This window comes from Streptomyces sp. NPDC043876 (genome assembly GCF_056435825.1).
In genome coordinates this window covers 131,983-157,943 of the sequence record NZ_JBWKDV010000005.1, presented here as the reverse complement: position 1 = coordinate 157,943, position 25,961 = coordinate 131,983, and the positions used below count along the sequence as shown (strand labels likewise).

Sequence of the window (25,961 nt, the reverse complement as noted above, 5' to 3'; positions counted from 1 at the left end):
TCGAACTGTTCAACACCCGTCAGGGCTCGCGCGACTTGCTGCGACTTGTGACCGGAGTGGATCACCGAAGACAGGGAACGGCAGGAGATATGACCGTGCAGCACGAGGCTCAGACGGGCGGTGCCGGCGAGGGCGGGGAGCTGCTGGAGGTCTGGATCGACCAGGACCTCTGCACCGGGGACGGGATCTGTGTGCAGTACGCACCGGAGGTCTTCGAGCTGGACATCGATGGTCTGGCGTATGTGAAGAGCGGGGACGACGAGCTGTTGCAGGAGGCGGGGGCGACTACTCCGGTTCCGCTGCCGCTGTTGCGGGACGTGGTCGATTCGGCCAAGGAATGTCCGGGGGACTGCATCCACGTGCGCCGGGTTTCGGACAGGGTCGAGGTCTACGGTCCCGACGCGCAATAGCGGGGGTTCCCGAATCAAACCCGTTTCGGGTCCGGGTCCGTAAGCTCCTGGCTGAATTTTCCGCCGGTCCAGCGCCACTTGGACTGCTGCTTCACGTCGGGTGCGTAGCGCGGTACCCGGGGTGAGGAGTACCCGAGTAGGGTCGCCGTGACGGTGTGGTCACGCAGGGCGAGGTCGGTGACGGTCTTGCGGTCGCCGGGGGCGAGCAGGGTGGCGACGACTCTGGCGGGCGTCTCCGCGGTCGGGGCCGCGGTGAGGACGTAGAGGGCGTGGGGCGGGGTGCCGGACCCGGCTTCGCAGCGGACGGCGGCGACGGTTTCGGGGCGGTCGTCGCCGTCGAGGTCGCCCTGGGCGGTGGCGATGACGCGCTGGGGTACGCCGTGGCAGTCGAGCGGGAAGACGACGGCGGCCGGGTCGGGTGCGGTGGCGGGGGTGGCCGCTGGTCCGGCGGCGGCGTTCTGCGGGGCGGAGGCGGCGGCGGGGCCCGGCTGGAGGAGGGCGGCGGCGCCGATGACGGCGGCCAGCGCCACCGCGGTGGCCATCCAGTGCACCGGTCGGGCGTCGGTGTGGGCCTGGTCCGGGGCGGCGGGGGTGTGCGGCACGCGGGGCGTCTCCTGAGGGCGGCGCTGACGGGGAGCCAGCATCGTGCCACACCTCACACGGGGGTGGAACGGGCGGGTCCGTCGTGGCGCTGCGCGGGGGTCCTGCGTGGTGGTTGTGCGTGGTGGTGCCCGTGGTGGTGCAACGAAGAGGCGCCGGTGCGCGGTTCCCGCGGTGAGCGGGGAACCGCGCACCGGCGCCGGTGCGTTGTGCGGGCCGTGCGGCGGGTGGGTCAGCCGCGGTCGCTGGACGCGGTGCGCTCGGTCTCGGCGGTGCGTTCGGCGGAGCGGCTGCCGGGGCCGTCGTAGTCCTCGCCGTAGGCGCCCTTGGAGGGGCGGCGGCGGCGCAGGGGGGCTTCGACGCCGTCGGCGAGGCGCCGGGCGGTGACGAGGAAGCCGGTGTGGCCGATCATGCGGTGGTCGGGGCGGACGGCGAGGCCTTCGACGTGCCAGTTGCGGATCATCGATTCCCAGGGCTGCGGTTCGGCGTAGCAGCCGAACTCGCGGATGGATTCGACGGTGCGCGAGAGCTGGGTGGTGGTGGCCACGTAGCAGCAGAGGATGCCGCCGGGGACGAGTGCCTTGGAGACGGCCTCCAGGCATTCCCAGGGGGCGAGCATGTCGAGGATCACGCGGTCGACGTCGGTGTCGGACAGGTTGTCCTGGAGGTCGCCGACGGTGAGCTGCCATGCGGGGTGGGGGCCGCCGAAGTAGCGTTCCACGTTCGCGGTGGCGATCTCGGCGAAGTCCGGGCGTCGTTCGTAGCTGTGGAGCATGCCCTGGTCGCCGATCGCGCGGAGCAGGAAGCTGCTCAGCGATCCGGAGCCGACACCGGCTTCGACGACGCGGGCGCCGGGGAAGATGTCGGCGAAGGCCAGGATCTGGCCAGCGTCCTTGGGGTAGACCACGGCGGCGCCGCGGGGCATGGACAGGACGTAGTCGGGGAGCAGGGGGCGCAGCGCGAGGTAGGCGACGTTGCCCGTGGTGCGGACAACGCTGCCCTCGGGAGCACCGATCAGCTCGTCGTGCGGGAAGGAACCCTTGTGGGTGTGGAAATTCTTCCCGGCTTCGAGCGTGAACGTGTAGTGGCGGCCCTTGGGGTCGGTGAGCTGTACCTGGTCCCCGACCTTGAAGGGCCCGCGTCGGCGGGCGGCACCGGTCGGTTCGGACATGTGACCAGTGTATTGGCTCTATGGGTGGGGGCGTGCCATGGCCTTCACGAAGGCCTTTTCGACGTCGAGGGTGGACAGGACGCCGTAGATCCGGCCGCCGGGTTCGAGGACGAGGTATTCGCTGGCGGGGTGGGCGCGGAGGCGGTCGAGGAGGTCTTCGCCGGCGAGTTCGGCGGAGACCTTCATGCCGTCGGTGAGGTCTTGGGCGAGGGTGCTGACGGCGACCCAGGGGCGGCGGTGTTCGGGTACGGAGGCGATGGCGGCTTCGCGGACGAGGGCGGTGGGGTCGCCGTGGCCGTCGACGACGACGAGGGCGCGGGCTCCGGCGTCGTTGGCGCGGCGCAGTGCTTCGGAGAGGGGGGTGGCGGATTCGACGGGGATGGCGCGTCGGGTGAGGGTGCGGGCGCGCAGTTCGGGGAGGTGCTGGCGCAGGCGGGCCATGCGGAGGCTGTTTCCGGCGCCGGTCCACATGATGCCGGCGAGGATCGCGGCGAGGAGGGCGTTCATGACGGTGTCCATGCCGCCGAGGTCCTGGGTGCCGGCGCCGCTGATGATTCCGGTGCCGGTGAGGAGGGGGAGGCCGAAGAGGACGGCGACGGCGATGGCGCGGCCGACCCAGGCGGCGGTGATGGTGCCGGTCATGGGGTTTTTGGTGAGGCCCCAGATGACGGCGCGGAGCATACGGCCGCCGTCGAGGGGGAGGCCGGGGAGCAGGTTGAACGCGGCGACGAGGAGGTTGGAGATCATGAGGCCGGCGAGGAGGACGCCGGGGACGGTGGGGGGGTCGACGGCTTTCATGCCGAGGTAGAAGGCTCCGGCGAGGAGGAGGGAGAGGAGGGGGCCGACGAAGGCGAGGACGAATTCGCGGGCGGGGCTCTCGGATTCCTTTTCGATTTCGGAGACGCCGCCGAAGAACTGGAGCTGGATGCGGCGGACGGGGAGTTTGAAGCGGAGGGCGGCGATGGTGTGGGCGAGTTCGTGGACGAGGACGGAGGCGTAGAAGGCGACGGCGAAGAAGAGGGCGACGAGGTAGCGGGCGGGTCCGAGGTCGGGCAGGACGCGTTCGAGCTGGTTGCCGAAGATCCAGGTGATGAGGGCGGCGACGAGGAACCAGCTGGGCGAGACGTAGACGGGTACGCCGAAGGGGCGTCCCATGAGGATTCCGCCGCCCGGTCCGGAACGGCGGCCTGTGTGCTCGCCGTTTTCGTCGGTGTCTGCCACGGGTGTCCTTCGGTCGGTCGGTGCTGTCCGTGTGGTGCTGTCCGTGCGGTCCGGCCTGGTGGGTGGGGGGCGCGGTGGCGCGGTGTGGTGCTCCGATCATGCAGTGCGAGGGGGGTCGGCGTCGATGGTATGCCGGTGCTGTCGGCGGCGGGTCGTAGGGTCTTGGTATGACGACGAGCCCCGGTAGTGGTCCGGCCGAAGCAGCGCGGCCTTCTTCGCTCTCCCCTTCGCGGGCGAGCGATTTCATGCGGTGTCCGTTGCTGTACCGGTTCCGGGTGATCGACAAGTTGCCGGAAAAGCCGAGTGCGGCGGCGACGCGGGGGACGCTGGTGCACGCGGTGCTGGAGCGGCTTTTCGATCATCCGGCGGTGGAGCGGACGGCGCCGCGGGCGAAGGCGTTGATTCCGGGGCAGTGGGAGCGGTTGGTGGAGGCGCGGCCGGAGCTGACGGAGCTGTTTCCGGGCGATGACGGGGGTGCGGCTCTGTCGGGCTGGCTGACGGAGGCGGAGTCTTTGGTGGACCGGTGGTTCACGTTGGAGGATCCGACGCGGCTGGAGCCGGTGGAGCGCGAGTTCTTCGTGGAGACGGAGCTGGATTCGGGGCTGCGGCTGCGCGGGATCATCGACCGGGTGGACGTGGCGCCGTCGGGTGAGGTGCGGATCGTCGACTACAAGACGGGGAAGGCGCCGCGGCCGGAGTACGCGGAGGGCGCCCTGTTCCAGATGAAGTTCTACGCGCTGGTGGTGTGGCGGCTGAAGCGGGTGGTGCCGCGGCGGCTCCAGCTGGTGTACCTGGGCAGTGGTGATGTGATCACGTACGACCCGGTGGTGGAGGACCTGGAGCGGATGGAGCGCAAGCTGCTGGCGCTGTGGGAGGCGATCCGGGAGGCGACGGAGACGGGTGACTGGCGGCCGCGGCCGACGAAGCTGTGCGGGTGGTGTGATCACCAGGCGGTGTGTCCGGAGTTCGGCGGTACTCCCCCGGTGTATCCGCTGGTCATCACCCCGCGGGCGGAGGTGGAGCGGGCGCCGCAGGCGTGAGCGGTGGGTCAGGGCAGAATGGGCCGGGTCCTGGCGGGCCGTCGCGGTTGTCCGGGGCCGTCCTGCCGACCGACCTATTTCGAGGGAGACCCTGTGGCGATCCGCGTCCTGCTGGTCGACGACCAGCCCCTGCTGCGCACCGGCTTCCGGATGATCCTGGAGGCCGAGGGGGATCTGGTGGTCGTGGGTGAGGCCGGGGACGGTCTGCAGGCGATCGACCAGGTCCGGGCGCTGCAGCCGGATGTGGTGCTGATGGACATCCGGATGCCGCGGATGGACGGGGTGGAGGCGACGCGGCAGATCACGGGTCCGGGGCGGGATGGTCCGGCGAAGGTTCTGGTGCTGACCACGTTCGATCTGGACGAGTACGTGGTGGAGGCGCTGCGCGCGGGGGCCAGTGGGTTCTTGTTGAAGGACGCGCCGGCGGTGGAGCTGGTTCAGGCGATCCGGGTGGTGGCGTCGGGCGAGGCGATGCTGGCGCCGAGCATCACGCGGCGGTTGCTGGACAAGTACGCGGGGCACCTGCCGTCGGGTGAGGCGGCCGTGCCGAACACGCTGGGGACGCTGACCGAGCGTGAGGTGGAGGTGTTGAAGCTGGTGTCGCGGGGGTTGTCGAACGCGGAGATCGCGGCGGACCTGTTCGTGAGCGAGACCACGGTGAAGACGCATGTGGGTCATGTGCTGACGAAGCTGGGGCTGCGGGATCGGGTCCAGGCCGCGGTGTACGCGTACGAGAGCGGCCTGGTCCGCCCGGGAGCGCAGTGACTCCCTGAGGCGGGGCGGCCGGGCGGCTGGGGTGGGGGCGGGTCGGCCCTGGGCGGATCAGCCCTGGGCGGGTCAGCCCTTGCTGATCTCCCAGAAGCGGAAGACGGTGGAGGCGTCCAGGGACCACTGGAGGCCGGCGATGTCGGGGCGGGCGACCGCGTACTGCTTGCCCTGCCAGAGCGGGAGGATGGGCACCTCGTCGGCGACGATGTCCTGGAGACGGGTGAAGTCGGCGGTGGTGGCGGTGCGGTCGGCCTTGGCGGAGGTCGCCGGGATGATGCCTCCGGTGATCTCCTTGTTGTCGTAGTTGTTGCCGAGGACGTTGTCGGGGCCGAAGAAGGGCTGCGTGAAGTTGTCGGCGTCGGGATAGTCGGGGACCCAGCCCTTGACGTAGACGCCGTACTTGCCGGCCTGGATGTCCTTCTCGTACTGGGCGAATTCGACGGACTTGACCTCGGCGTCGAAGAGGCCGCTGGCGTTGAGCTGCTTGGCTATGGCCTGGAACTGCTGGTCGGTGGAGGGCCCGTAGCGGGACGGGGTGGACCAGAGGGTGAGCTTGATCTTGTCCTTGTAGCCGGCGGCCTTCAGGAGTGCCCTGGCCTTCTCGGGCTGGGGGCTGCCGCCGTAGCGGTCGAAGAACGGCGTGCTGTGGCCGCCGATGCCGGCGGGGACGATCGAGTAGAGCGGGGTGGCGGTGCCGTCGTAGACGCTCTTGACGAGGGCCTCGCGGTCGACGAGGTAGGCGATGGCCTTGCGGACGGGGAGCTTGCCGACGACGGGGTCGTTCATGTTGAAGACGAGGTGTTCGACTTCGGCGCCGGCGCCCTGGACGACCAGGACCTTCTGGTCGCCGGTCTTGGCGGCCATGCCGGCGATGTCCTTGGCGGCGAGGCCGCGGAAGGCGAAGTCGACGTCGCCCGCTTCGAGGGCGGTCTTGAGGGCGCCCTCGTCCTCGTGGAAGAACTTCATGGTGATGCCGGTGTTCTTGGCCTTGGCCGTGCCGGTGTAGGCGCCGTTGACGGAGAAGGCGGCGCTCTTGGTGGTGAAGGAGTCCAGCGTGTAGACGCCGGAGCCGACGGCCTTGCCGTCGGTGCGGAGCTTGTCGGCCGGGTACTCGCGGTGGTCGACGATGGAGCCCGCGCCCGAGGCGATCTTGCTGGGGAAGGTCGCGTCGGGTGCCTTGAGGTGGAAGACGACGGTCTTGTCGTCGGGGGTGTCGATGCGGGTGACCGAGGCGAACATGACGGCGGGGCCGTTGGCGTCGTTGATCTTCAGCGTGCGCTCGAAGGAGTACTTGACGTCCTGGGAGGTGAGGCTGTCGCCGTTGCTGAACTTCAGGCCGTCGCGCAGGGTGCACTTGTACACCTTGCTGTCGCTGCCCTCGAACGCGCAGGAGCGGGCGGCGTCCGGTTCGGGGGTGGTGCCGCCCTTGGGGAAGGCGAGCAGCGACTGGAAGACGTTGTTGAAGAGGAGCCAGGAGCCGGGGTCGTAGCCGGACGCGGGGTCCGTCGAGCGCACGTCCGCGGACATGCCCATGACGACGCCCTTGCCGTTGCCGGCGGCGCCGCCGTCCTGTGCGCCGCAACCGCTGAGCAGCGCGGCGGCGGTGACCGCCCCGAGCGGGGCGGTCAGCCACTGGTTACGTCTCATCACGAACGTCCTTCACAGTCGAACCGTCTTGTGGGCGCCGGCCCGCGGGTGCCGCGGGCCGGCGGTAGCCGTGGTGCTCAGCCGCTGACGCCGCGGCCGAGTTCCCAGAGCTGGAGGTCGGAGATGGAGTTGACCGACCACTCCACACCGGTGATGCCGTCGCGTGCGGCGACGTACTGCTTGCCCTGCCACAGGGGCAGGACGGGGACGTCGTCGGCGACGATGTCCTGCATCTCCGCGATCGCGGGGGCGGCGACGCTGCGGTCGACGGCGCGGCGCGATTCGGGGATGAGCTTGGAGCGCACCGTGGTGTTGGCGTACGGCGTGCCCAGGAAGTTGTCCTGCTCCAGGAACGGGGCGAGGAAGTTGTCGGCGTCGGAGTAGTCGGGGAACCAGCCGAGGCCGAAGGCGGCGAAGTCGCCCTTCTTCTGCGCGGGGCGGAAGGCGGCCCAGTCGCTGCCCTGGACGGTGACGTCGAAGAGCTGCGTGGAGTTCAGCTGGGCCTTGAGGGCCGCGAACTCGGCGGCGGTGCCGTCGCCGTAGTGGTCGTTGGTGTAGTTCAGGGTGAGCTTGACCGGGGTCTTGATGCCGGCTTCCTTCAGCAGGCTCGCGGCCTTGGCGGTGTTGGCTTCGCCGTACTTGTTGAAGAAGGAGTTGACGTGGCCGTTGACCGTGGTGGGGACCAGGGAGTAGAGCGGCTGCGCGGACTTGCCGTACACCTTGGAGATGAGGGCGCTGCGGTCGACGGCGGCGGCGAGCGCCTGGCGCACGGCCTTGTCCTTGACGACCGGGGCCTCGGTGTTGAAGCCGATGTAGCGGATTTCGAGGCCGGGCAGCGGGACGAGCTTGACGCCCTTGGGCGGCTTGGCGGCGAAGTCCTGGATCTGGTCGGGCGACAGGGTGCGCGAGACCATGTGGATGGAGCCGTCGGTGAGGGCCTTGCCCATGGCGGCGGAGTCCGTGAAGGTGCGCAGTTCGACCTTGTCGTTCTGCGGTTTGATGTCGCCCTTGTAGTTCGGGTTCTTGCTGAAGACGGCGCGGACGAGGTGGTTGTCCTTGACCTCGGCCTTCATCGTGTACGGGCCGGAGCCGTCGACGGCGAAGCCCTCGCGGAGCTTCTTGGCGTCGTAGGTCTTCTGGTTGACGATGCCGGCGGCGGGCGTCGACAGCTTGTACGGGAAGGTGGCGTCCGGGGTCTTCAGGTGGAAGACGACGGTGTCCGCGCCCTTGGCCTCGACGGTGTCGAGGGTGGAGAGCAGGGAGACCGGGCCGTTCTCGTCCTTGATGGCGAGGACGCGCTCGATGGAGAACTTGACGTCCTTGGCGGTGAGCGGGTCGCCGTTGGCGAACTTCATCCCGGGGCGCAGGGTGCAGCGGTAGCTCTCGTTGCCCGCGTCGGTGAAGCGGCAGTCCGAGGCCGCTTCGGGGACGGGCTGCCCGCCGCCGCGCGGGGTGTGCATCAGGGTCTGGACGGTCTGGCGCAGTACGTTCCAGGTCCCGGCGTCGTAGGCGTAGGCGGGGTCGAACGGGGCGGGCACCGTGTCGGCGGCCTCGAACCGGTCGGTGGTGCCGACGACGATCGCTCCTGTGCCCGCTCCGGTTCCGCTGGTGCTGCCGCAGGCGGTCAGCGCGGGGGTGAGCAGGCCGGCTGCGGCCGTCAGCACCATGGTCTTGCGGTTCATCCTCGAAAAACTCCCTCAACCCGGCACTTGTTCACAGCGGTGAAAAGGGCGCTGCGTGCGTCGCCCGTTCAGGGCGGAACGATCGGGCCGGTGGTGTGACGATCGGTCCACGCGACTCCGGCACAGGGGTGTGTGCGCGGAGCGGCTGAGGTGCGGCGCAGTGCCCGCGTCGACATTAGTGGGCCTGGAAGGGATGGCTTGAATCGGTCGCGGCGGGGGTGTACGCGCACCGTGAGGGCGGGAGTACGGCGGCTCACACCGATGTCCGCGCGGATTCGGTCAGGAGCTGATCAATCGGGACACATGGGAAGCCCTCGGGGGCTCCCGGGACGCCGCAGGGCAGTCGCCCCGGTGACGAAGGTCACCCGAACAACTGCCCTGGCAAGGATGGAATTTCGGCCTCCGGGGCTCCGTACCGGACGGTCTGCGGTGGGAGCTGCCCCTGACCCCCATTCCGTTCGGAAACCCAGCGTGCGCGGTCAGTTCATCAAAGTGATGAGGGAGCGCAGGAAGGTCAGGTCCACGTCCTCCAGGGAGCGGACGACGGTACGGCCGGGGGCGGCCGGGATGAGGCCCACGGACGGTACGGCGACCACCCGGCAGCCGGCGGCTTCGGCGGAGGCGACCCCGGTCGCGGTGTCCTCGACGACGGCGCACCGCGAGGGGTGGGCGCCCAGCGCGCGGGCGGCGATCAGGTAGGGGTCGGGGTGGGGCTTCGTGCGGGGCACCTCGTCCCCGGCGATGCTGACCGCGAAGCGCTCGGGGCCCAGCGAGCGCAGGACCCGGTCGATGACGCGGCGGTGCGAGGCGGACACGAGGGCGGTGGGGACGTTGTGCCGGGCGAGCTCGGAGAGCAGCCGCTCGGCGCCGGGCATCATGGGCACGGCGTCGGCGATGCGGGCTTCGAAGCGCTCGTTGAGCAGGACGGAGAGCTCGGCGAGGCCGATGTCGGCGCCGGTGGACTGGATCAGGAAGGCGGCGCTGCGGCTCATGGGGCCGCCGACGACGATGTCGCGCCAGGACTCGTCCAGCCGGTGGCCCAGCTCGCCGAAGATGTCGACCTCGACGTCCCACCAGAACCCCTCCGTGTCGACGAGCGTGCCGTCCATGTCGAGCAGCACCGCCTGGAGGGCATGTCCGTCGGCCGTACGGGCGACGGGCGCGGGAACGGTGCTGGTCATCCGGCACACCTCTCTGAGGGGACGAGAAGGCCGGTCACCGCTCCCGTCCGGTATGTCCCGGGGAAACAGGCGACCGGCCTGTATGGGACCGACAAGTGTACGTCGGTCCGCGTCAGCGTGCGTTGAAATACTTCGCTTCGGGGTGGTGGATGACGATGGCGTCGGTGGACTGCTCGGGGTGGAGCTGGAACTCCTCGGAGAGGTGGACCCCGATGCGCTCCGGCTGGAGGAGGTCGGCGATCTTGGCGCGGTCCTCCAGGTCGGGGCAGGCGCCGTAGCCGAGCGAGAAGCGGGCGCCGCGGTACTTCAGGTCGAACATGTCCTCGACCCGGGACGGGTCCTCGCCGGCGTAGCCGAGTTCGGCGCGGACGCGGGCGTGCCAGTACTCGGCCATGGCTTCGGCGAGCTGGACGGACAGGCCGTGCAGTTCGAGGTAGTCGCGGTAGGCGTCGGCGGCGAACAGTTTGGCGGTGGCCTCGCCGATCTTCGAGCCGACGGTGACGACCTGGAGGCCGATGACGTCGGTCTCCCCGGATTCCTCGGGGCGGAAGAAGTCGGCCAGGCACAGCCGGCGGCCGCGGCGCTGGCGGGGGAAGGTGAACCGGGTCCGCTCGTTGCCCTGCTCGTCCAGGATGATCACGTCGTCGCCCTTGGACACGCACGGGAAGTAGCCGTAGACCACGGCGGCTTCCAGCAGGTTCTCGGTGTGCAGCTTCTCCAGGAGCCCGCGCAGCCGCGGCCGGCCCTCGCTCTCGACCAGCTCCTCGTACGTCGGCCCGCCCGCGCGGGCCTGCTTGAGCCCCCACTGGCCCTTGAACAGGGCGCCCTCGTCCAGCCAGGACGCGTAGTCCTTCAGCGGGATGCCCTTGACCACCCGCGTCCCCCAGAACGGCGGGACCGGCACCGGGTTGGTGACGGAGACGTCGGAGCGGGCCGGGCCGCCGTCCGGCTCCTCCTCCACGACCAGGGGCGTGTCGCGCTTGGCGACGCGGCGCTGCTTCAGCTCGGGCAGGGCGGCGCCCGGGACGCCGCGCTTCACCGCGATCAGGGCGTCCATGAGGCGCAGGCCTTCGAAGGCGTCGCGGGCGTAGCGGACTTCGCCTTCGTAGATCTCGTGGAGGTCTTGTTCGACGTAGGCGCGGGTGAGGGCGGCGCCGCCGAGGATGACGGGGTAGTCGGCGGCGAGTTTGCGCTGGTTGAGTTCCTGGAGGTTCTCCTTCATGATCACCGTGGATTTGACCAGCAGCCCGGACATGCCGATCACGTCCGCGCGGTGTTCCACCGCCGCTTCCAGGATCGCCGAGACCGGCTGCTTGATCCCGATGTTGACCACGTTGTAGCCGTTGTTGGACAAGATGATGTCGACGAGGTTCTTGCCGATGTCGTGAACGTCGCCGCGGACCGTGGCCAGCACGATCGTCCCCTTGCCGTCCGCGTCGGTCTTCTCCATGTGCGGCTCCAGATAGGCCACCGCCGTCTTCATCACCTCGGCCGACTGGAGCACGAACGGCAGCTGCATCTGACCCGACCCGAACAGCTCACCGACGACCTTCATCCCCTCCAGCAGGGTGTCGTTGACGATGTCCAGCGCCGGACGCGAGGCAAGGGCCTCGTCCAGATCCGCCTCCAGGCCGTTCTTCTCCCCGTCGATGATCCGCCGCTGCAACCGCTCGTCCAGCGGCAGCGCGAGAAGCTCCTCCGCCCGCCCCGCCTTCAACGACTTCGTGTTGACCCCCTCGAAGAGGGCCATCAGCTTCTGCAGCGGGTCATAACCCTCCGCCCGCCGGTCATAGATCAGATCCAGCGCGGTGGTGACCTGCTCCTCGTCGAACCGCGCGATCGGCAGGATCTTCGAGGCGTGCACGATCGCCGAATCCAGACCCGCCTTCACACACTCGTCCAGAAAGACGGAGTTCAGCAGCACCCGCGCCGCCGGATTCAGCCCGAACGAGATGTTCGACAGACCCAGCGTGGTCTGGACGTCCGGGTGGCGGCGCTTGAGCTCGCGGATCGCCTCGATCGTCGCGATCCCGTCCCCGCGCGACTCCTCCTGACCCGTGCAGATCGTGAAGGTCAGGGTGTCGATCAGGATGTCCGACTCCCGGATCCCCCAGTTCCCCGTCAGATCCGCGATCAGCCGCTGCGCGATCGCCACCTTGTGCTCGACCGTCCGCGCCTGACCCTGCTCATCGATCGTCAACGCGATCAGCGCCGCACCATGCTCCTGCGCCAGCCGGGTGACCTGCGCGAACCGCGAATCCGGCCCGTCACCGTCCTCATAGTTCACCGAGTTGATCACCGCACGCCCGCCCAGACGCTCCAGACCCGCCTTGATCACCGGAACCTCGGTCGAGTCCAGCACCACCGGCAGCGTCGACGCCGTCGCGAACCGCCCCGCCAGCTCGTCCATGTCCGCCACACCATCACGGCCGACATAGTCCACACACAGATCCAGCATGTGCGCGCCCTCACGGATCTGGTCCCGGACCATCTCCACACAGTCGTCCCAGCGCGCCTCCAGCATCGCGTCCCGGAACTTCTTCGACCCGTTCGCGTTCGTCCGCTCACCGATCGCCATGAACGCCAGATCCTGCCGGAACGCAACCGTCTGGTAGAGCGAGGAAGCGCCGGGCTCGGGGCGGGGATCGCGGGCCGCCGGGGCCAGCCCGCGGACCCGCTCGACGACCTGGCGCAGGTGCTCGGGGGTGGTGCCGCAGCAGCCGCCGACCAGGGAGAGCCCGTACTCGCGGACGAAGGTCTCCTGCGCGTCCGCCAGCTCGCTCGCCGACAGGGGGTAATGGGCGCCGTCCTTGGTCAGGACGGGCAGTCCGGCGTTGGGCATGCAGGACAGGGGGATACGGGCGTTGCGGGCGAGGTAGCGCAGGTGCTCGCTCATCTCCGCCGGGCCCGTCGCACAGTTCAGCCCGATCATGTCGATACCCAGGGGCTCCAGCGCGGTCAGCGCCGCACCGATCTCCGAGCCCAGCAGCATCGTCCCGGTCGTCTCCACCGTCACCGAACAGATCAACGGAACCGACACGCCCAGCGCGTCCATCGCCCGCCGCGCACCGATGACCGACGCCTTCGTCTGGAGCAGGTCCTGCGTCGTCTCCACCAGCAACGCGTCCGCGCCACCCGTCAGCAGACCCTCCGCGTTGATCTGGTAGGCGTCGCGGATCGCCTCGTAGCGGATGTGGCCGAGGGTGGGGAGCTTGGTGCCGGGGCCCATCGAGCCGAGGACCCAGCGCTGCTGACCGGTCGAGGCGGTGAACTCGTCGGCGACCTCGCGCGCGATCCGCGCACCCGACTCCGACAGCTCGAAATTGCGGCCGGGGATGTCGTACTCGACCAGGGCTGACAGGTTGGCGCCGAAGGTGTTGGTCTCGACGCAGTCCACACCCACCGAGAAGTACGCCTCGTGCACGGAGCGCACGATGTCGGGGCGCGTCACGTTCAGGACCTCGTTGCAGCCTTCCAGGTCCTGGAAGTCCTCCATGGTCGGGTCCTGCGCCTGGAGCATCGTCCCCATGGCACCGTCGGCGACCACCACACGGGCGGCCAGCGCCTGCCGGAGGGCGTCGGCCCGGGTCTGGGTGTCTGCGGGCGGGTTCGGCAACGAGGCCATGGTTGAGCTCCCTGGGATGCGACGGCTGTCGGCTTTGCACCCCCGCTGTGTCAAGGGTGCACGCGGTCAGGGTAACCGCGCGATACCGGCCCCGGTGAGGGTGTCCCACGTGGCGGACTGCATTCTGTGCGCGGGGGTCTGGCGTCTCTGGCCGGTTCGCTGTGGCTCGAACAGTTTCCCCACATGCGAAGAGTCGGCATCGACCGATACTGTTCAGCATTGTCGAACCACGTCAGCAGGAGGCAGCCCGATGGCACGGAACATCCAGTCGCTCGAGCGAGCCGCTGCGATGCTGCGACTCCTGGCGGGCGGTGAGCGCCGCCTCGGTCTGTCGGACGTGGCCTCCTCGCTGGGGCTGGCCAAGGGCACGGCCCACGGCATCCTGCGCACGCTGCAGGCCGAGGGCTTCGTGGAGCAGGACCCCGCCTCGGGCCGCTACCAGCTGGGCGCGGAGCTGCTGCGCCTGGGCAACAGCTATCTGGACGTACACGAGCTGCGCGCCCGTGCGCTGGTGTGGACGGACGACCTGGCCCGGGCGAGCGGCGAGAGCGTGTACGTGGGCGTGCTGCACAAGAGCGGGGTGCTGATCATGCACCACGTCTTCCGCCCCGACGACAGCCGCCAGGTGCTGGAGGTGGGGGCCATGCAGCCGCTGCACTCCACGGCCCTCGGCAAGGTCATCTCCGCGTTCGACCCGGTGGCGCACAGCCAGGTGATGGAGGCCGAGCGCGAGTCGTTCACGCCGCGCACGGTCACGGAGGCGGCGGGTTTCGAAGAGGTGCTGGACCTGATCCGGGCGCGCGGCTGGGGTTCCGACGTCGAGGAGACCTGGGAGGGTCTGGCCTCGGTGGCGGCGCCGATCCACGACCGGCGCCGGATGCCGGTGGGCGCGGTGGCGGTGTCGGGGGCCGTGGAGCGGGTCTGCGGCGAGGCCGGTGAGCCGCGTCCGGCGCTGGTGGCGGCCGTACGGGACTGTGCGCGCGCGGTGTCGCGCGACCTCGGCGCGGGCCGATTCTGACCTTCTCTTTCCGGCCAGGGGCGGTTACAGGGCTGTTCCATGCCCATTTCGGCGCGTTTATGACCATGGAGTGGCTGGATTTGGGCGATCGTACCTAGTGGTAACGATCCGGCACTTTGGCCTGGCCAGGCCTTGACTGGTTCTCCACCCGGGCGGAAAACTGCCGTTCACCGGTCGGCATTGTCGAACACCTAACGGCAATACGCGTTAGGGTAGGGCGAGGCCAAGGACCGGTGCAGCACTCACCGAGTGCGTGGGACCACCGGAGGGACCCGGTGTTCCACCCACCCCCTGGACGTTTGACAAAGGAGTCGCGGGTGTCCAGCTCCGACATCTTCATGGGCGAGACCATCGGTACCGCCCTGCTCACCCTGCTCGGCGGCGGCGTCTGCGCCGCGGTGACGCTCAAGAGCTCCAAGGCCCGCAACGCGGGCTGGCTGGCGATCACGTTCGGCTGGGGCTTCGCGGTCCTGATAGCCGCCTACGTGTCCGCCCCGCTCTCGGGCGCCCACCTGAACCCGGCGGTCACCGTCGGCCTCGCGGTCAAGAGCGGCGAGTGGAACGACGTACCGGTGTACTTCGCCGGCCAGCTGCTCGGCGCGATGCTCGGCGCCGTCCTGATGTGGGCCACCTACTACGGCCAGTTCCGCGCGCACCTCTCCGACCCGGAGCACATACGCGACGCGAAGCTCGGCCCCGAGGACCCGCACCCCCACGACCAGGCCGGCCCGGTCCTCGGCGTCTTCTCCACCGGCCCCGAGATCCGCAACGTCGTCCAGAACCTCATCACCGAGATCATCGGCACCGCCGTCCTGGTCCTGGCCATCCTGACCCAGGGCCTCCAGGACGACGGCAAGGGCCTCGGTGTCATAGGCGTCCTGATCACGTCCTTCGTGGTCGTCGGCATCGGCCTCTCGCTCGGCGGGCCGACCGGCTACGCCATCAACCCGGTGCGCGACCTCGGTCCGCGCATCGTGCACGCCCTGCTTCCGCTGCCCAACAAGGGCGGCTCGGACTGGGGGTACTCCTGGATCCCGGTGGTCGGACCGCTCGCCGGTGCCGCACTCGCCGGCGGTCTGTACAACCTCGCGTTCGCCTGATCAGCACCGGCTCGTTTCGCAAGATCCGCACCGCCCCCTGATTCCGCCTACTCACAGACCTGCCAGGAGCAGCCACCATGACCAGCAGCACCGGCCCCTTCATCGCCGCGATCGACCAGGGCACCACGTCCTCCCGCTGCATCGTCTTCGACCGCGACGGGCGCATCGTCGCCGTCGACCAGAAGGAGCACGAGCAGATCTTCCCGAAGCCGGGCTGGGTCGAGCACGACGCCGCCGAGATCTGGACCAACGTCCAGGAGGTCGTCGCCGGGGCCATCGCCAAGGCCGAGATCACGGCCGCCGACGTCAAGGCCGTCGGCATCACCAACCAGCGCGAGACCACCCTGCTGTGGGACCGGCACACCGGCGAGCCGGTGCACAACGCGCTGGTCTGGCAGGACACCCGCACCGACTCCCTCTGCAAGGAGCTCGGCCGCAACGTCGGCCAGGACCGCTTCCGCCGCGAGACCGGCCTGCCGCTGGCGAGCTACTTCGCCGGCCCCAAGGTCCGCTGGCTGCTCGACAACGTCGAGGGCCTGCGCGAGCGCGCCGAGGCCGGGGACATCCTCTTCGGCACCATGGACTCCTGGGTCATCTGGAACCTCACCGGCGGCGCGCAGGGCGGTGTGCACGTCACCGACGTCACCAACGCCTCGCGCACCATGCTGATGAACCTGCACACCCTGGCCTGGGACGAGAAGATCGCCGAGTCCATGGGCGTCCCGATGAACGTCCTCCCGGAGATCAAGTCCTCCGCCGAGGTCTACGGCCACGTCAAGGACGGCGTCCTCGCCGGTGTCCCGGTCGCCTCGGCGCTCGGTGACCAGCAGGCCGCCCTGTTCGGCCAGACGTGTTTCGCCGAGGGCGAGGCGAAGTCGACGTACGGCACCGGCACGTTCATGCTCATGAACACCGGCGACAAGATCATCAACTCCTACAGCGGCCTGCTGACCACCGTCGGCTACCAGATCGGCGACCAGCAGCCGGTCTACGCGCTGGAGGGCTCCATCGCCGTCACCGGCTCGCTCGTCCAGTGGATGCGCGACCAGATGGGCATGATCAAGACCGCGGCCGAGATCGAGACCCTGGCGTCCTCGGTCGAGGACAACGGCGGCGCGTACTTCGTGCCCGCCTTCTCCGGCCTGTTCGCCCCGTACTGGCGCTCCGACGCCCGCGGTGTGATCGCCGGCCTGACCCGGTACGTCACCAAGGCGCACATCGCCCGTGCCGTCCTGGAGGCCACCGCCTGGCAGACCCGCGAGATCACCGACGCCATGACCAAGGACTCCGGCGTCGAGCTGGCGGCCCTCAAGGTCGACGGCGGCATGACCTCCAACAACCTGCTGATGCAGACCCTCTCCGACTTCGTGGACGCCCCCGTGGTGCGCCCGATGGTCGCCGAGACCACCTGCCTCGGCGCCGCCTACGCCGCCGGCCTGGCCGTCGGCTTCTGGCCCGACACCGACGCCCTGCGCGCCAACTGGCGCCGCGCGGCGGAGTGGACCCCGCGCATGCCCGCCGAACAGCGGGACCGCGAGTACAAGAGCTGGCTCAAGGCCGTGGAGCGTTCCATGGGCTGGGTCGACGACGAAGACGCCAGCTGACCGCACCAGCTGAGTCAATCGACGAGGAGCTAAGAGAGATATGAGCAGCCTGCAGAGCGTTCCCTCACTGGGATCGCACCCGACCGCCGGTTCGAACGCGAGCCGAGCCGAGACCCGCGAGCAGCTGGCCAAGGCCACGTACGACCTGCTCGTCATCGGCGGTGGAATCCTGGGCACCTCCGTGGCCTGGCACGCCGCGCAGTCGGGTCTGCGGGTCGCCATGGTGGACGCCGGCGACTTCGCCGGCGCCACCTCCTCGGCCTCCTCCAAGCTCGTCCACGGGGGCCTGCGCTACCTGCAGACCGGCGCGGTCAAGCTGGTCGCGGAGAACCACCACGAGCGCCGGGTGCTGGCCAAGGACGTGGCCCCGCACCTGGTCAACCCGCTGACCTTCTACCTCCCCGTGTACAAGGGCGGCCCGGTCGGCGCCGCGAAGCTCGGGGCGGGCGTCTTCGCGTACTCGGCGCTGTCCGGTTTCGGTGACGGCATGGGCAAGGTCATATCGCCGGCCCGCGCCGTCGCCGACAACCCGGGCCTGAAGACGGACAACCTGAAGGCCGTCGCGGTCTACTACGACCACCAGATGAACGACTCGCGGGTCGCCGTCATGACGGTCCGCGCGGCCGTCGAATCGGGCGCCGTCGTCCTCAACCACGCCGAGGTCACCGGCCTGCGCATGACGCAGGGCCGGGTCTCCGGCGCCGAACTCAAGGACCGTCTCGACGGCACCGAGTTCGGGGTCGACGCGCGCGTCGTGCTCAACGCCACCGGCCCGTGGGTGGACCACCTGCGGCGCATGGAAGACAAGCACTCGATGCCGTCGATCCGCCTCTCCAAGGGCGCGCACATCGTGATGAAGCGGAAGTCGCCGTGGAAGGCCGCCATGGCCACCCCGATCGACAAGTACCGCATCACCTTCGCCCTCCCCTGGGAGGACCAGCTGCTCCTCGGGACGACCGACGAGGTCTACGAGGGCGACCCGGCGGACGTGCGCGCCACCGAGTCCGACATCGAGCAGATCCTCGACGAGGCGGCCTTCTCCGTGAAGGACGCCGACCTCGACCGCTCCCTGATGACGTACGCCTTCGCGGGCCTGCGGGTGCTGCCCGGCGGCCCCGGCGGGGTCGAGAAGGCCAAGCGCGAGACGGTGGTCTCCGAGGGCCGCGCGGGCATGCTGTCGGTGGCCGGCGGCAAGTGGACGACGTACCGGCACATCGGCCGCGTCGTCATGGACAAGCTGGCCAAGCTCCCGGGCAGCCCGCTCACCGACGACATGGAGCCGGTGAAGTCGCTGGTCCGCCGGGTGCCGCTGCCCGGTGTCGCCAACCCCAACGCGGTGGCGCACCGGCTGCTGATCGACCGTGACCCGGGCTCGCGGATGGACCCTCTGACCGCGCGTCACCTGGCCTCGCACTACGGCTCGCTGGCCTTCGACATCGCCCGCCTCGCCAACGAGGACCCGGCACTCGCCGAGCGGATCCACGAGGACGGCCCGGAGATCTGGGCGCAGGTCGCCTACGCCCGCGACCACGAGTGGGCGGAGACGGCCGACGACGTCCTGCGCCGCCGTACGACGGTCACCGTGCGCGGTCTCGACACCGCCGAGGTGCGCGCTCGCGTCGAGGAGATGCTGAGCCGCAAGGCATAGCGCGGGCACGCCCGGGGCATAGCTCCGGCGCAGGTGGGGAAGAGGGGTGGTCCCGGGGACCACCCCTTTTCCGTGGGCTGTGGAAGGCGCACCGGCAAGGCTTAGGCTGGCCCCCGTACACAAGGGGAACTTCGGAAGGAGACCTGGGTGATCGAGCTTGAGGGCGTGCCCGAGCTGATCGACCCGGTCATGGTGGCCGCGTTCGAGGGCTGGAACGACGCGGGTGACGCCGCCTCCGGTGCGGTCACGCACCTGGACCGGGAGTGGAAGGGCGAGGTGTTCGCGGCGCTCGACGCCGAGGACTACTACGACTTCCAGGTCAACCGTCCGACGGTGTGGCTGGACAACGGGGTCCGGAAGGTCACCTGGCCGACCACCCGGCTGTCCGTGGTCCGGGTGGGCGGCGCCAAGCCGCGCGACCTGGTCCTGGTCCGGGGCATCGAACCGTCCATGAGGTGGCGGTCGTTCTGCAACGAGCTCCTCGGTTTCGCCCATGAACTGGGCGTCGAGATGGTGGTCATCCTGGGCGCGCTGCTCGGGGACACCCCGCACACCCGGCCGGTGCCGGTGAGCGGGGTGACGTCCGATCCCGACCTGGCGCGGACGATGGATCTGGAGGAGACCCGGTACGAGGGCCCCACCGGCATCGTGGGCATCCTTCAGGAGGCGTGCACGCACGCGGGCGTGCCGGCCGTCTCGCTGTGGGCGGCGGTGCCGCACTACGTGTCGCAGCCGCCGAACCCGAAGGCGACGCTGGCCCTGCTGAACCGGCTGGAGGACCTGATCGACATCCGCATCCCGCTGGGTGAACTCCCGGAGGACGCGCGGGCGTGGCAGGTGGGGGTGGACCAACTGGCCGCCGAGGACAGCGAGGTGGCGGAGTACGTCCAGACGCTGGAGGAGGCGCGGGACACGGCGGACCTCCCGGAGGCCTCCGGGGAGGCCATCGCCCGGGAGTTCGAGCGGTACCTGCGGCGGCGGGACGGTGGTCCCGGGCCGGGCGTGGCGGGTGACGCGGGTCCGGGGGACGGCTCGTACCTCCGCGACCCGTCGGGCGGGCGGCCGCGGGGACCGCGCCGCAAACCGGACGCCTCCGGCGAGGACCCGTCCGACCCCCCGCCGCTCCCTCCCCCGGACGACGCCCCGGACACCCCGGAACCGTAGCCCTCAAACGCCGGGCGGGCTGTTCATGTGCCCTCAAACGCCGGGCGGGCTGTTCTTGCCCTCAAACGCCGGGCGGGCTGTTCTTGCCCTCAAACGCCGGGCGGGCTGGGATGTGCCGGGCGCGTCCGATCCAGCCCCGCCGGCGTTTGAGGCGTCCCCGGAGGGCGGACGGGTCCGCACCGGCCGGGAACACCCTTGGCGGCGCCCGCAAGGCCTATGGGCCGCCCAGCCGAAACCCAGCCCGCCGGCGTTTGAGGCGTCCCCGGAGGGCGGACGGCCCGTGCCCGGCACGGCAGGCCCGAACACCCGGCCCCGCCGGCGTTTGAGGCGCTCGCGGAGGGCATACGGGGGCTATGTGGCCGAGTAGCCCGGGAGCCGGGGGACCCATGCGCGCAGCCCCCCGCCCGGGTAGGGCGGGGGGCTGCGGGGGTGTCGGTGGGGCGGGGTCAGAGGGCTACGCCCAGGAGGGCGTCCACGGTGCGGGAGACGAGCCCGGGCGCGGCCTCGTCGGAGCCGCCGGAGGCGATCTGCGCGTCCACCCAGCGGTCCACGGCCGCCAGCGCCCGCGGCGCGTCGAGGTCGTCCGCGAGCGCCTCGCGGACCTCCTCCACCAGCGCGTCGGCGGCCAGCCCGTCCGGCCGGGACACGGCGGCACGCCACCGCTCCAGCCGGGCCACCGCGTCGGCGAGGACCGCGTCGGTCCACTCCCAGTCGGCCCGGTAGTGGTGCGACAGCAGGGCCAGGCGGATCGCCGCCGGATCGACCCCGGCCCGCCGCAGCGCGGAGACGAAGACCAGGTTGCCCTTGGACTTGGACATCTTCTGGCCGCCCAGCCCGACCATGCCCGCGTGCACGTAGGCCTTGGCCATCGGGAACTCGCCCGTCAGGGCCTGCGCGTGCGAGGCGCCCATCTCGTGGTGCGGGAAGGCGAGATCGGACCCGCCGCCCTGGATGTCGAAGCCCATGCCCAGGTGGTCCAGGGCGATGGCGACGCACTCGATGTGCCAGCCGGGCCGGCCGCGGCCCAGCGAGCCGCCGTCCCAGCTCGGTTCGCCGGGGCGGGCGGCCATCCACAGCATCGGGTCGAGCGGGTTCTTCTTGCCCGGTCGCTCCGGGTCGCCGCCGCGCTCGGCGGACAGCAGCCGCATCGCCTCGGCGTCGAGGTGGGAGACCGAGCCGAAGTGCGGGTCGGACCCGACCGAGAAGTAGGTGTCACCGTCGAGTTCGTAGGCGGCGCCCGCGTCGCGGAGCCGCTCCACGAGCGGCACGATCCCGGGTATGGCCTCGACGGCGCCGATGTAGTGCTGCGGGGGGAGCATCCGCAGCGCGGTCATGTCCTCGCGGAACAGGGCGGTCTCGCGCTCGGCGAGTTCGGTCCAGTCGTGGCCGTCGCGCAGGGCCCGCTCCAGGAGCGGATCGTCCACGTCGGTCACGTTCTGGACGTAGTGCACCTGCCGCTTGGTGTCGAGCCACACGCGCTGCACGAGGTCGAACGCGTTGTAGGTCGCCGCGTGACCCATGTGGGTCGCGTCGTACGGGGTGATGCCGCAGACGTAGATACGGGCGACGGGACCGGGGGAAAGGGTGACCTTCCCCTGAGTCGAAGTGTCGTGGATCTGGAGGTCGCGGCCCTTGCCAGGCAGGGCGGGGACCTCAGAAGCGGGCCAGGCATGCATGCCGTGAGCCTAACCGGACGGGTGTTCCGCAAACGAACCGGACCTGCGCTCTTGGCGTGATCGACACCCTTGCGATCTTGCCTCCGGTGTGCGTACGGACGTACGCGGCCGGGACCGGGTGTCAGACGGGCGGCCAGGGGATCGAGGGCCACTCCCCGGAGGGCCGGGGGTGCTCCCCGGTGCGCAGCAGGTCCGCCACGCGGCCCCGTACGGCGCCCAGCTCGACCGGTGTGATCAGTTCGGCCAGCCGGGTGGCGAGCGGCGCTCCGTCGGCCAGCAGGAGGGTCAGCGAGGCGAGGACGGCGCGCGCCTCGTCGGTCAGCGGCTCCCCGGCCCAGCCCCAGAGCAGGGTGCGCAGCTTGTCCTCGGTGTGGAAACTCACGCCGTGGTCGATGCCGTAGAGCCGGCCGTCGGGGGCGGGCAGCAGGTGGCCGCCCTTGCGGTCGCCGTTGTTGATCACGGCGTCGAGGACGGCGAGGCGGCGCAGCCGGGGGTCGTCGGCGTGGACGAGGAGCGCGGTGCGGCCTTCGCCGACCTCGGCGAGGGCGACGGGTTTCCAGCCCTCCCCCGCCTCCTCCCCTTCGACCAGGGCGAGCAGCCGGCCACCGGGGTCACCGCCCTCGCCGGACCCGTCGGAGTCGCCCGGCCCGTCGGAGTCGTCGGGTTCTTCGGCCTCAGCCGTCTCGATCCAGTGCTGGACCATGCCCTCGCCGTAGGGCCCGTCGCGCAGCACGGTCGCCGGGATCAGGCCCCAGCCGGTGGCTTCGGAGACCAGGAAGGCGGCGCGTTCGCGCTGGGCGAGGTTGCCGTCGGGGAAGTCCCACAGCGGCCGCTCGCCCTTGACGGGCTTGTAGACGCAGTCCACGCTCACGCCCTCGTGCGTGGCGGTGCACAGCAGGACGGCGTTGGACGCCTCCCTGATCCGGCCCTGGACGGTCAGTTCCCCCCGGGCGAGCACCTCCAGCAGGGCCCCCGTCCCCAGGTCATCCGTCCGCTCGTCCCGCGTCCGGCTCCGCACGCCGTGGTCCTCCCCCATCGCGCTCACGCTCCGCGCCGGTAGCCGTTCTGGCGCGGACAGACGTGCCCCTCCGGGTCCAGCGGGAGGCTGCACAGCGGGCACGGCGGGCGGCCCGCGTTGACGACGTCCAGGGCCCGCTTGGCGAAGGCGCGGGCCTGCGCCCCGGAGAGCCGCACGCGCAGCATCGGCGGGCCGTTCTCCTCGTCCTGGAGCAGCCGCTCCTCGGCCTCGGCGAGGTCCTCGTCCGAGTCCGCGTCGAGTTCCACCAGCGCCTGCGCCTCGACGATCATGCGCTGTTCCTCGCCGTCCCAGGCCAGGGCCATGGTGCCGACGCGGAACTCCTCCTCGACGGGGACGTCGAGCGGGGCGGTGTCGGCCGCCTCGGCGGGCGCCACGGCGGGGACCGGCGCGTTGCCGCCGGTGCGCCGTACGACTTCGTCCAGCAGTTCGTCCATCCGTTCCGCGAGCGCCGCGACCTGGGTCTTTTCCAGGGACACGCTGGTCACGCGGGGGCCGGTGGAAGCCTGGAGGAAGAAGGTGCGGCGTCCGGGCAGGCCGACCGTACCGGCCACGAAGCGGTCCGGCGGGTCGTAGAGGAACACCTGACGGGGCACGTCCAGTCTCCAGTCTCTGCGGCAGGATGTGGCCTGCGCACGGGGGGCTGTGCTGATGGATGAAGGCCAGTCCACCCTACTGCGCCGTTCGATCACACAGCGCCCGCACCGCCTCCCACGACGGCGTTCCCGCCGTCTTCGGCTCCTTTGTCCGCGCCCGGCTCCGCCGGCTCGGCGGCCGCGTCGGGCGCGGGCCGGGCGGCGAGGCCCGCGAGGTCGCCGGTGTCGCCCAGCCGGAGCAGGAAGGGGCGGGTGGGCGTGTAGCGGATCGCCGTGATCGAACAGGGGTCGACGTGGATGCGCTGGAAGAGGTCGAGGTGCATCCCGAGGGCGTCGGCGACCAGCGACTTGATGATGTCGCCGTGCGAGCACATCAGGTAGGCGGCGTCGGGGCCGTGCTCCTCGTCGATGCGCGCGTTCCAGTCGCGGACGGCTTCCACGGCGCGGGCCTGCATGGCGCGCATGGACTCGCCGCCGGGGAACGCGGCGGCCGAGGGGTGTTGCTGGACGATCCGCATCAGGGGTTCGTCGGTGAGTTCGGAGAGTTTGCGGCCGGACCAGTCGCCGTAGTGGCACTCGCCGATCCGCTCGTCCGGGTGCAGCGCCAGCTCGGGCCGGGCGGCGAGCAGCGGCGCCAGGGTCTGGCGGCAGCGCTCCAGCGGGCTGGTGACGGCGGCGGCGAGCGGCAGGTCGGCGAGACGGCCGGGCAGCGCGGCGGCCTGTTCGGCGCCGCGCTCGTCCAGCTCGACGCCGGGGGTCCATCCGGCGAGCAGCCCTGCGGTGTTGGCGGTGGACCGCCCGTGTCGTACGAGGATCAGCGTGGCCATGCGGACAGGGTATGCGCCGGCGGTGGTGTGCGGCCGGGGCCGGGTCGGGAAACAATGCCGGGGTGATTGTGGACTGCGCGATTTACCGGGACGGCCGCCGTACCGATGGACCCGAAGACTTCTCGGACGCCCTGGCCGAGGCCCGGGCCGCCGGTGATGCCTTCCTGTGGGTCGGCATGCACGAGCCGTCGGCGAAGGAGTTCGAGCACGTCAGCCACGAGTTCGGGCTGCACGCGCTGGCCGTGGAGGACGCCCTCACGGCGCACCAGCGGCCGAAGCTGGAGGTGTACGACGATTCGCTGTTCGTGGTCCTCAAGCCGGTGCTGTACGACGACGCGACGGACACGGTGAGCACGGGCGAGCTGATGGTCTTCATCGGGGACTCGTTCGTGGTGACGGTGCGGCACGGCGAGGGCGCCGCGCTGACCGCCGTGCGGCACCGGCTGGAGCGGGAGCCGGACGTGCTCAAGCACGGGCCCACGGCGGTGCTGTACGCGGTGGCCGACGCGGTGGTGGACCACTACATCGACGTGGCGGCGGAGCTCCAGGCGGACCTGGAGGAGCTGGAGGCGGAGGTGTTCGCGCCGAACCCCTCGGAGTCGAAGAACACCGCGGCCCGGATCTACAACTTCAAACGGCAGGTGCTGGAGTTCCGCCGGGCGACCAGCCCGCTGCTCCAGCCGATGGACCGGCTGGCCTCGGGGAACCTGCCGTTCGTGCACGAGCACTCGCGGCCGTTCTTCCGCGACGTCTCCGACCACCTGACCAAGGCGAACGAGTACATCGAGGGCCTGGACCGGCTGCTGTCGGACGCCCTGGCCGCGCACTTGGCGCAGATGGGGGTGCGGCAGAACGACGACATGCGCAAGATCTCGGCGTGGGCGGCGATGGCGGCCGTGCCCACGATGGTCGCGGGGATCTACGGGATGAACTTCGAGCACATGCCGGAGCTGAAGCACACCTGGGGCTATCCGGGCGTGGTGGTGCTGATGGTGGTGCTGTGCGTGGGCCTGCACCGGTTGTTCAAACGGCGGGGCTGGCTGTAGCCACCCCCACCCCCGAGTGGGCCCGCCCGGCGCCGCCGGGCCCGGCCGCGGCCCCGAGGGCGTCGCGGCGCTCCGGCATGCGCAGGCGCACCATGCGGTGCCAGCCCGCGAAGCGCTCGTACGCGTACACGGAGCGGATGCCGGCGGCGAGCGCGGCGGACTTCGGGGCGGGCCAGCGCAGCAGCCGGCCCATGTGGCCCATCACGGCGAGGCTGACGTCGCGGTAGACCGCGATCTCGGCGAGCGCGCTCTGGCGCAGCACCCGCTGGATGGCGGGGCCGTGGCCGCGGGCGGCGAGGCGCAGCAGTTCCTCGTGGCAGTAGGCGAGGTGGTTGTCCTCGTCGGCGCTGATCATGCGCACCGCCCTGCCGATCTCGGGGTGGTCCCCGAAGTACCGCACGAGCAGTGCCATCTGGTCGGCGGCGCGCTGCTCGGTGACCCGGCTGTGGGCGAGGTAGACGACGATGTCCCGCTCGGTCAGCGGTTCCTCGCGGCGCAGCTTCTCGTGGGCGAGGCCGATGCCGAGCCGTTCCAGTTTCATCGTGTAGTCGGTGTCGGCGGGGACGGTGACGGCGTGCAGTCCCCGGTGGCGCAGCAGGGCGTGGAAGATCCGGCCGTGTTTGTCCTCGTCGGCGCCGTGCCGGACGATCCGGGGCGCGAGGGCGCGCATGCCGTCGGGCACCAGCGCCGCGATCCGCGCGTTCTCCCAGCCGCCCTGGGACTCCCCGCTGGCGGCGATGGAGCAGAACAGCTGGAAGGAGTCGTCGTCGTCGAGGATCTCCCGGAACAGGCTGCGGGCAGAGAGCATGGGGCGGAACACCTCCGGGGAAGCGGGACTTCACTCAAGTCCCGATCCCGGGGCCGGGCAACCGCACGTAGTCCGAAGGGGTAGCCGCGCAGG

21 protein-coding genes are annotated in these 25,961 nt (G+C 70.6%); 9 read left to right on the top strand and 12 right to left on the bottom strand.

Features of this window, described 5'->3' with window-relative positions; all coding sequences use genetic code 11:
* The first annotated feature begins 89 nt into the window (after window positions 1-89).
* Window positions 90-410 (top strand): ferredoxin, encoded by a 321-nt coding sequence (locus tag AC0693_RS17700; protein WP_356414805.1) that lies wholly within the window; start codon window positions 90-92, stop codon window positions 408-410.
* A 14-nt stretch (window positions 411-424) separates the two neighbouring features.
* On the opposite strand, the gene AC0693_RS17695 is transcribed toward AC0693_RS17700, so the two are convergent.
* From AC0693_RS17695 to AC0693_RS17685, 3 genes are all read right to left on the bottom strand, one after another.
* Entirely contained in the window at window positions 425-1,012 is a 588-nt protein-coding gene (locus AC0693_RS17695) for a hypothetical protein (RefSeq protein ID WP_478802308.1), read from the bottom strand.
* Between the two features lie 230 nt (window positions 1,013-1,242).
* Complete coding sequence (locus tag AC0693_RS17690; RefSeq protein ID WP_478742021.1) at window positions 1,243-2,181, bottom strand: tRNA (adenine-N1)-methyltransferase; 939 nt, start codon at window positions 2,179-2,181, stop codon at window positions 1,243-1,245.
* A gap of 18 nt (window positions 2,182-2,199) precedes the next feature.
* On the bottom strand, window positions 2,200-3,402 hold the full coding sequence (locus AC0693_RS17685) for a site-2 protease family protein (protein WP_356414813.1): 1,203 nt from the start codon (window positions 3,400-3,402) through the stop codon (window positions 2,200-2,202).
* 275 nt (window positions 3,403-3,677) lie between these two features.
* Here AC0693_RS17685 and AC0693_RS17680 point away from each other — a divergent pair, with 275 nt between their 5' ends.
* Together AC0693_RS17680 and AC0693_RS17675 are read left to right on the top strand one after the other, a co-directional pair.
* Window positions 3,678-4,442, top strand: coding sequence for a RecB family exonuclease (locus AC0693_RS17680; protein ID WP_469333683.1), 765 nt, complete (start codon window positions 3,678-3,680; stop codon window positions 4,440-4,442).
* Window positions 4,443-4,535: 93 nt separating this feature from the next.
* Entirely contained in the window at window positions 4,536-5,207 is a 672-nt protein-coding gene (locus tag AC0693_RS17675; RefSeq protein WP_469320299.1) for a response regulator, read from the top strand.
* Between the two features lie 72 nt (window positions 5,208-5,279).
* On the opposite strand, the gene AC0693_RS17670 is transcribed toward AC0693_RS17675, so the two are convergent.
* The 4 genes from AC0693_RS17670 to metH form a co-directional block, all read right to left on the bottom strand.
* Window positions 5,280-6,857, bottom strand: coding sequence for an ABC transporter substrate-binding protein (locus tag AC0693_RS17670; protein ID WP_478802307.1), 1,578 nt, complete (start codon window positions 6,855-6,857; stop codon window positions 5,280-5,282).
* A 77-nt stretch (window positions 6,858-6,934) separates the two neighbouring features.
* Window positions 6,935-8,539 carry an ABC transporter substrate-binding protein gene (locus AC0693_RS17665; protein WP_469320297.1) on the bottom strand — a complete coding sequence of 535 codons (1,605 nt, stop codon included), beginning with the start codon at window positions 8,537-8,539 and terminating at the stop codon, window positions 6,935-6,937.
* Between the two features lie 479 nt (window positions 8,540-9,018).
* Entirely contained in the window at window positions 9,019-9,720 is a 702-nt protein-coding gene (locus AC0693_RS17660; protein ID WP_469320296.1) for an HAD family hydrolase, read from the bottom strand.
* Between the two features lie 112 nt (window positions 9,721-9,832).
* Window positions 9,833-13,345, bottom strand: a complete 3,513-nt coding sequence (metH, locus tag AC0693_RS17655) for a methionine synthase (RefSeq protein WP_478802306.1) — start codon at window positions 13,343-13,345, stop codon at window positions 9,833-9,835.
* A 250-nt stretch (window positions 13,346-13,595) separates the two neighbouring features.
* On the opposite strand from metH, the gene AC0693_RS17650 reads away from it, so the two are divergent.
* The 5 genes from AC0693_RS17650 to AC0693_RS17630 all read left to right on the top strand — a co-directional run bounded on the left by AC0693_RS17650 (window position 13,596) and on the right by AC0693_RS17630 (window position 19,879).
* A complete protein-coding gene (locus tag AC0693_RS17650; protein WP_356416862.1) occupies window positions 13,596-14,363 on the top strand; it encodes an IclR family transcriptional regulator in 768 nt (255 codons plus the stop codon).
* Between the two features lie 317 nt (window positions 14,364-14,680).
* On the top strand, window positions 14,681-15,463 hold the full coding sequence (locus tag AC0693_RS17645; protein WP_356416861.1) for an MIP/aquaporin family protein: 783 nt from the start codon (window positions 14,681-14,683) through the stop codon (window positions 15,461-15,463).
* 77 nt (window positions 15,464-15,540) lie between these two features.
* Entirely contained in the window at window positions 15,541-17,067 is a 1,527-nt protein-coding gene (glpK, locus tag AC0693_RS17640) for a glycerol kinase GlpK (protein ID WP_356416859.1), read from the top strand.
* A gap of 40 nt (window positions 17,068-17,107) precedes the next feature.
* Window positions 17,108-18,715, top strand: a complete 1,608-nt coding sequence (locus AC0693_RS17635; RefSeq protein WP_356416857.1) for a glycerol-3-phosphate dehydrogenase/oxidase — start codon at window positions 17,108-17,110, stop codon at window positions 18,713-18,715.
* 147 nt (window positions 18,716-18,862) lie between these two features.
* A complete protein-coding gene (locus AC0693_RS17630; protein ID WP_478802305.1) occupies window positions 18,863-19,879 on the top strand; it encodes a PAC2 family protein in 1,017 nt (338 codons plus the stop codon).
* A gap of 446 nt (window positions 19,880-20,325) precedes the next feature.
* On the opposite strand, the gene mshC is transcribed toward AC0693_RS17630, so the two are convergent.
* From mshC to AC0693_RS17610, 4 genes are all read right to left on the bottom strand, one after another.
* Entirely contained in the window at window positions 20,326-21,555 is a 1,230-nt protein-coding gene (gene mshC / locus AC0693_RS17625) for a cysteine--1-D-myo-inosityl 2-amino-2-deoxy-alpha-D-glucopyranoside ligase (RefSeq protein ID WP_469318870.1), read from the bottom strand.
* A gap of 121 nt (window positions 21,556-21,676) precedes the next feature.
* Window positions 21,677-22,633 (bottom strand): SCO1664 family protein, encoded by a 957-nt coding sequence (locus AC0693_RS17620; protein ID WP_478802408.1) that lies wholly within the window; start codon window positions 22,631-22,633, stop codon window positions 21,677-21,679.
* Window positions 22,597-23,187: a DUF3090 domain-containing protein gene (locus AC0693_RS17615; protein ID WP_351043915.1), complete on the bottom strand. Its 591-nt coding sequence runs from the start codon at window positions 23,185-23,187 to the stop codon at window positions 22,597-22,599. Before AC0693_RS17615 ends, AC0693_RS17620 begins: the two co-directional genes overlap by 37 nt.
* Before the next feature lie 92 nt (window positions 23,188-23,279).
* Complete coding sequence (locus AC0693_RS17610) at window positions 23,280-24,014, bottom strand: histidine phosphatase family protein (RefSeq protein WP_356416849.1); 735 nt, start codon at window positions 24,012-24,014, stop codon at window positions 23,280-23,282.
* A gap of 62 nt (window positions 24,015-24,076) precedes the next feature.
* On the opposite strand from AC0693_RS17610, the gene corA reads away from it, so the two are divergent.
* The gene (gene corA, locus AC0693_RS17605) at window positions 24,077-25,060 is read left to right on the top strand and encodes a magnesium/cobalt transporter CorA (protein WP_356416847.1); all 984 of its coding nucleotides are present in this window, start codon (window positions 24,077-24,079) and stop codon (window positions 25,058-25,060) included.
* Here corA and AC0693_RS17600 read toward each other — a convergent pair.
* Window positions 25,038-25,868 (bottom strand): ferritin-like domain-containing protein, encoded by an 831-nt coding sequence (locus AC0693_RS17600; protein ID WP_478802304.1) that lies wholly within the window; start codon window positions 25,866-25,868, stop codon window positions 25,038-25,040. The two genes, corA and AC0693_RS17600, sit on opposite strands and share 23 nt — an antisense overlap.
* Window positions 25,869-25,961: the final 93 nt, after the last annotated feature.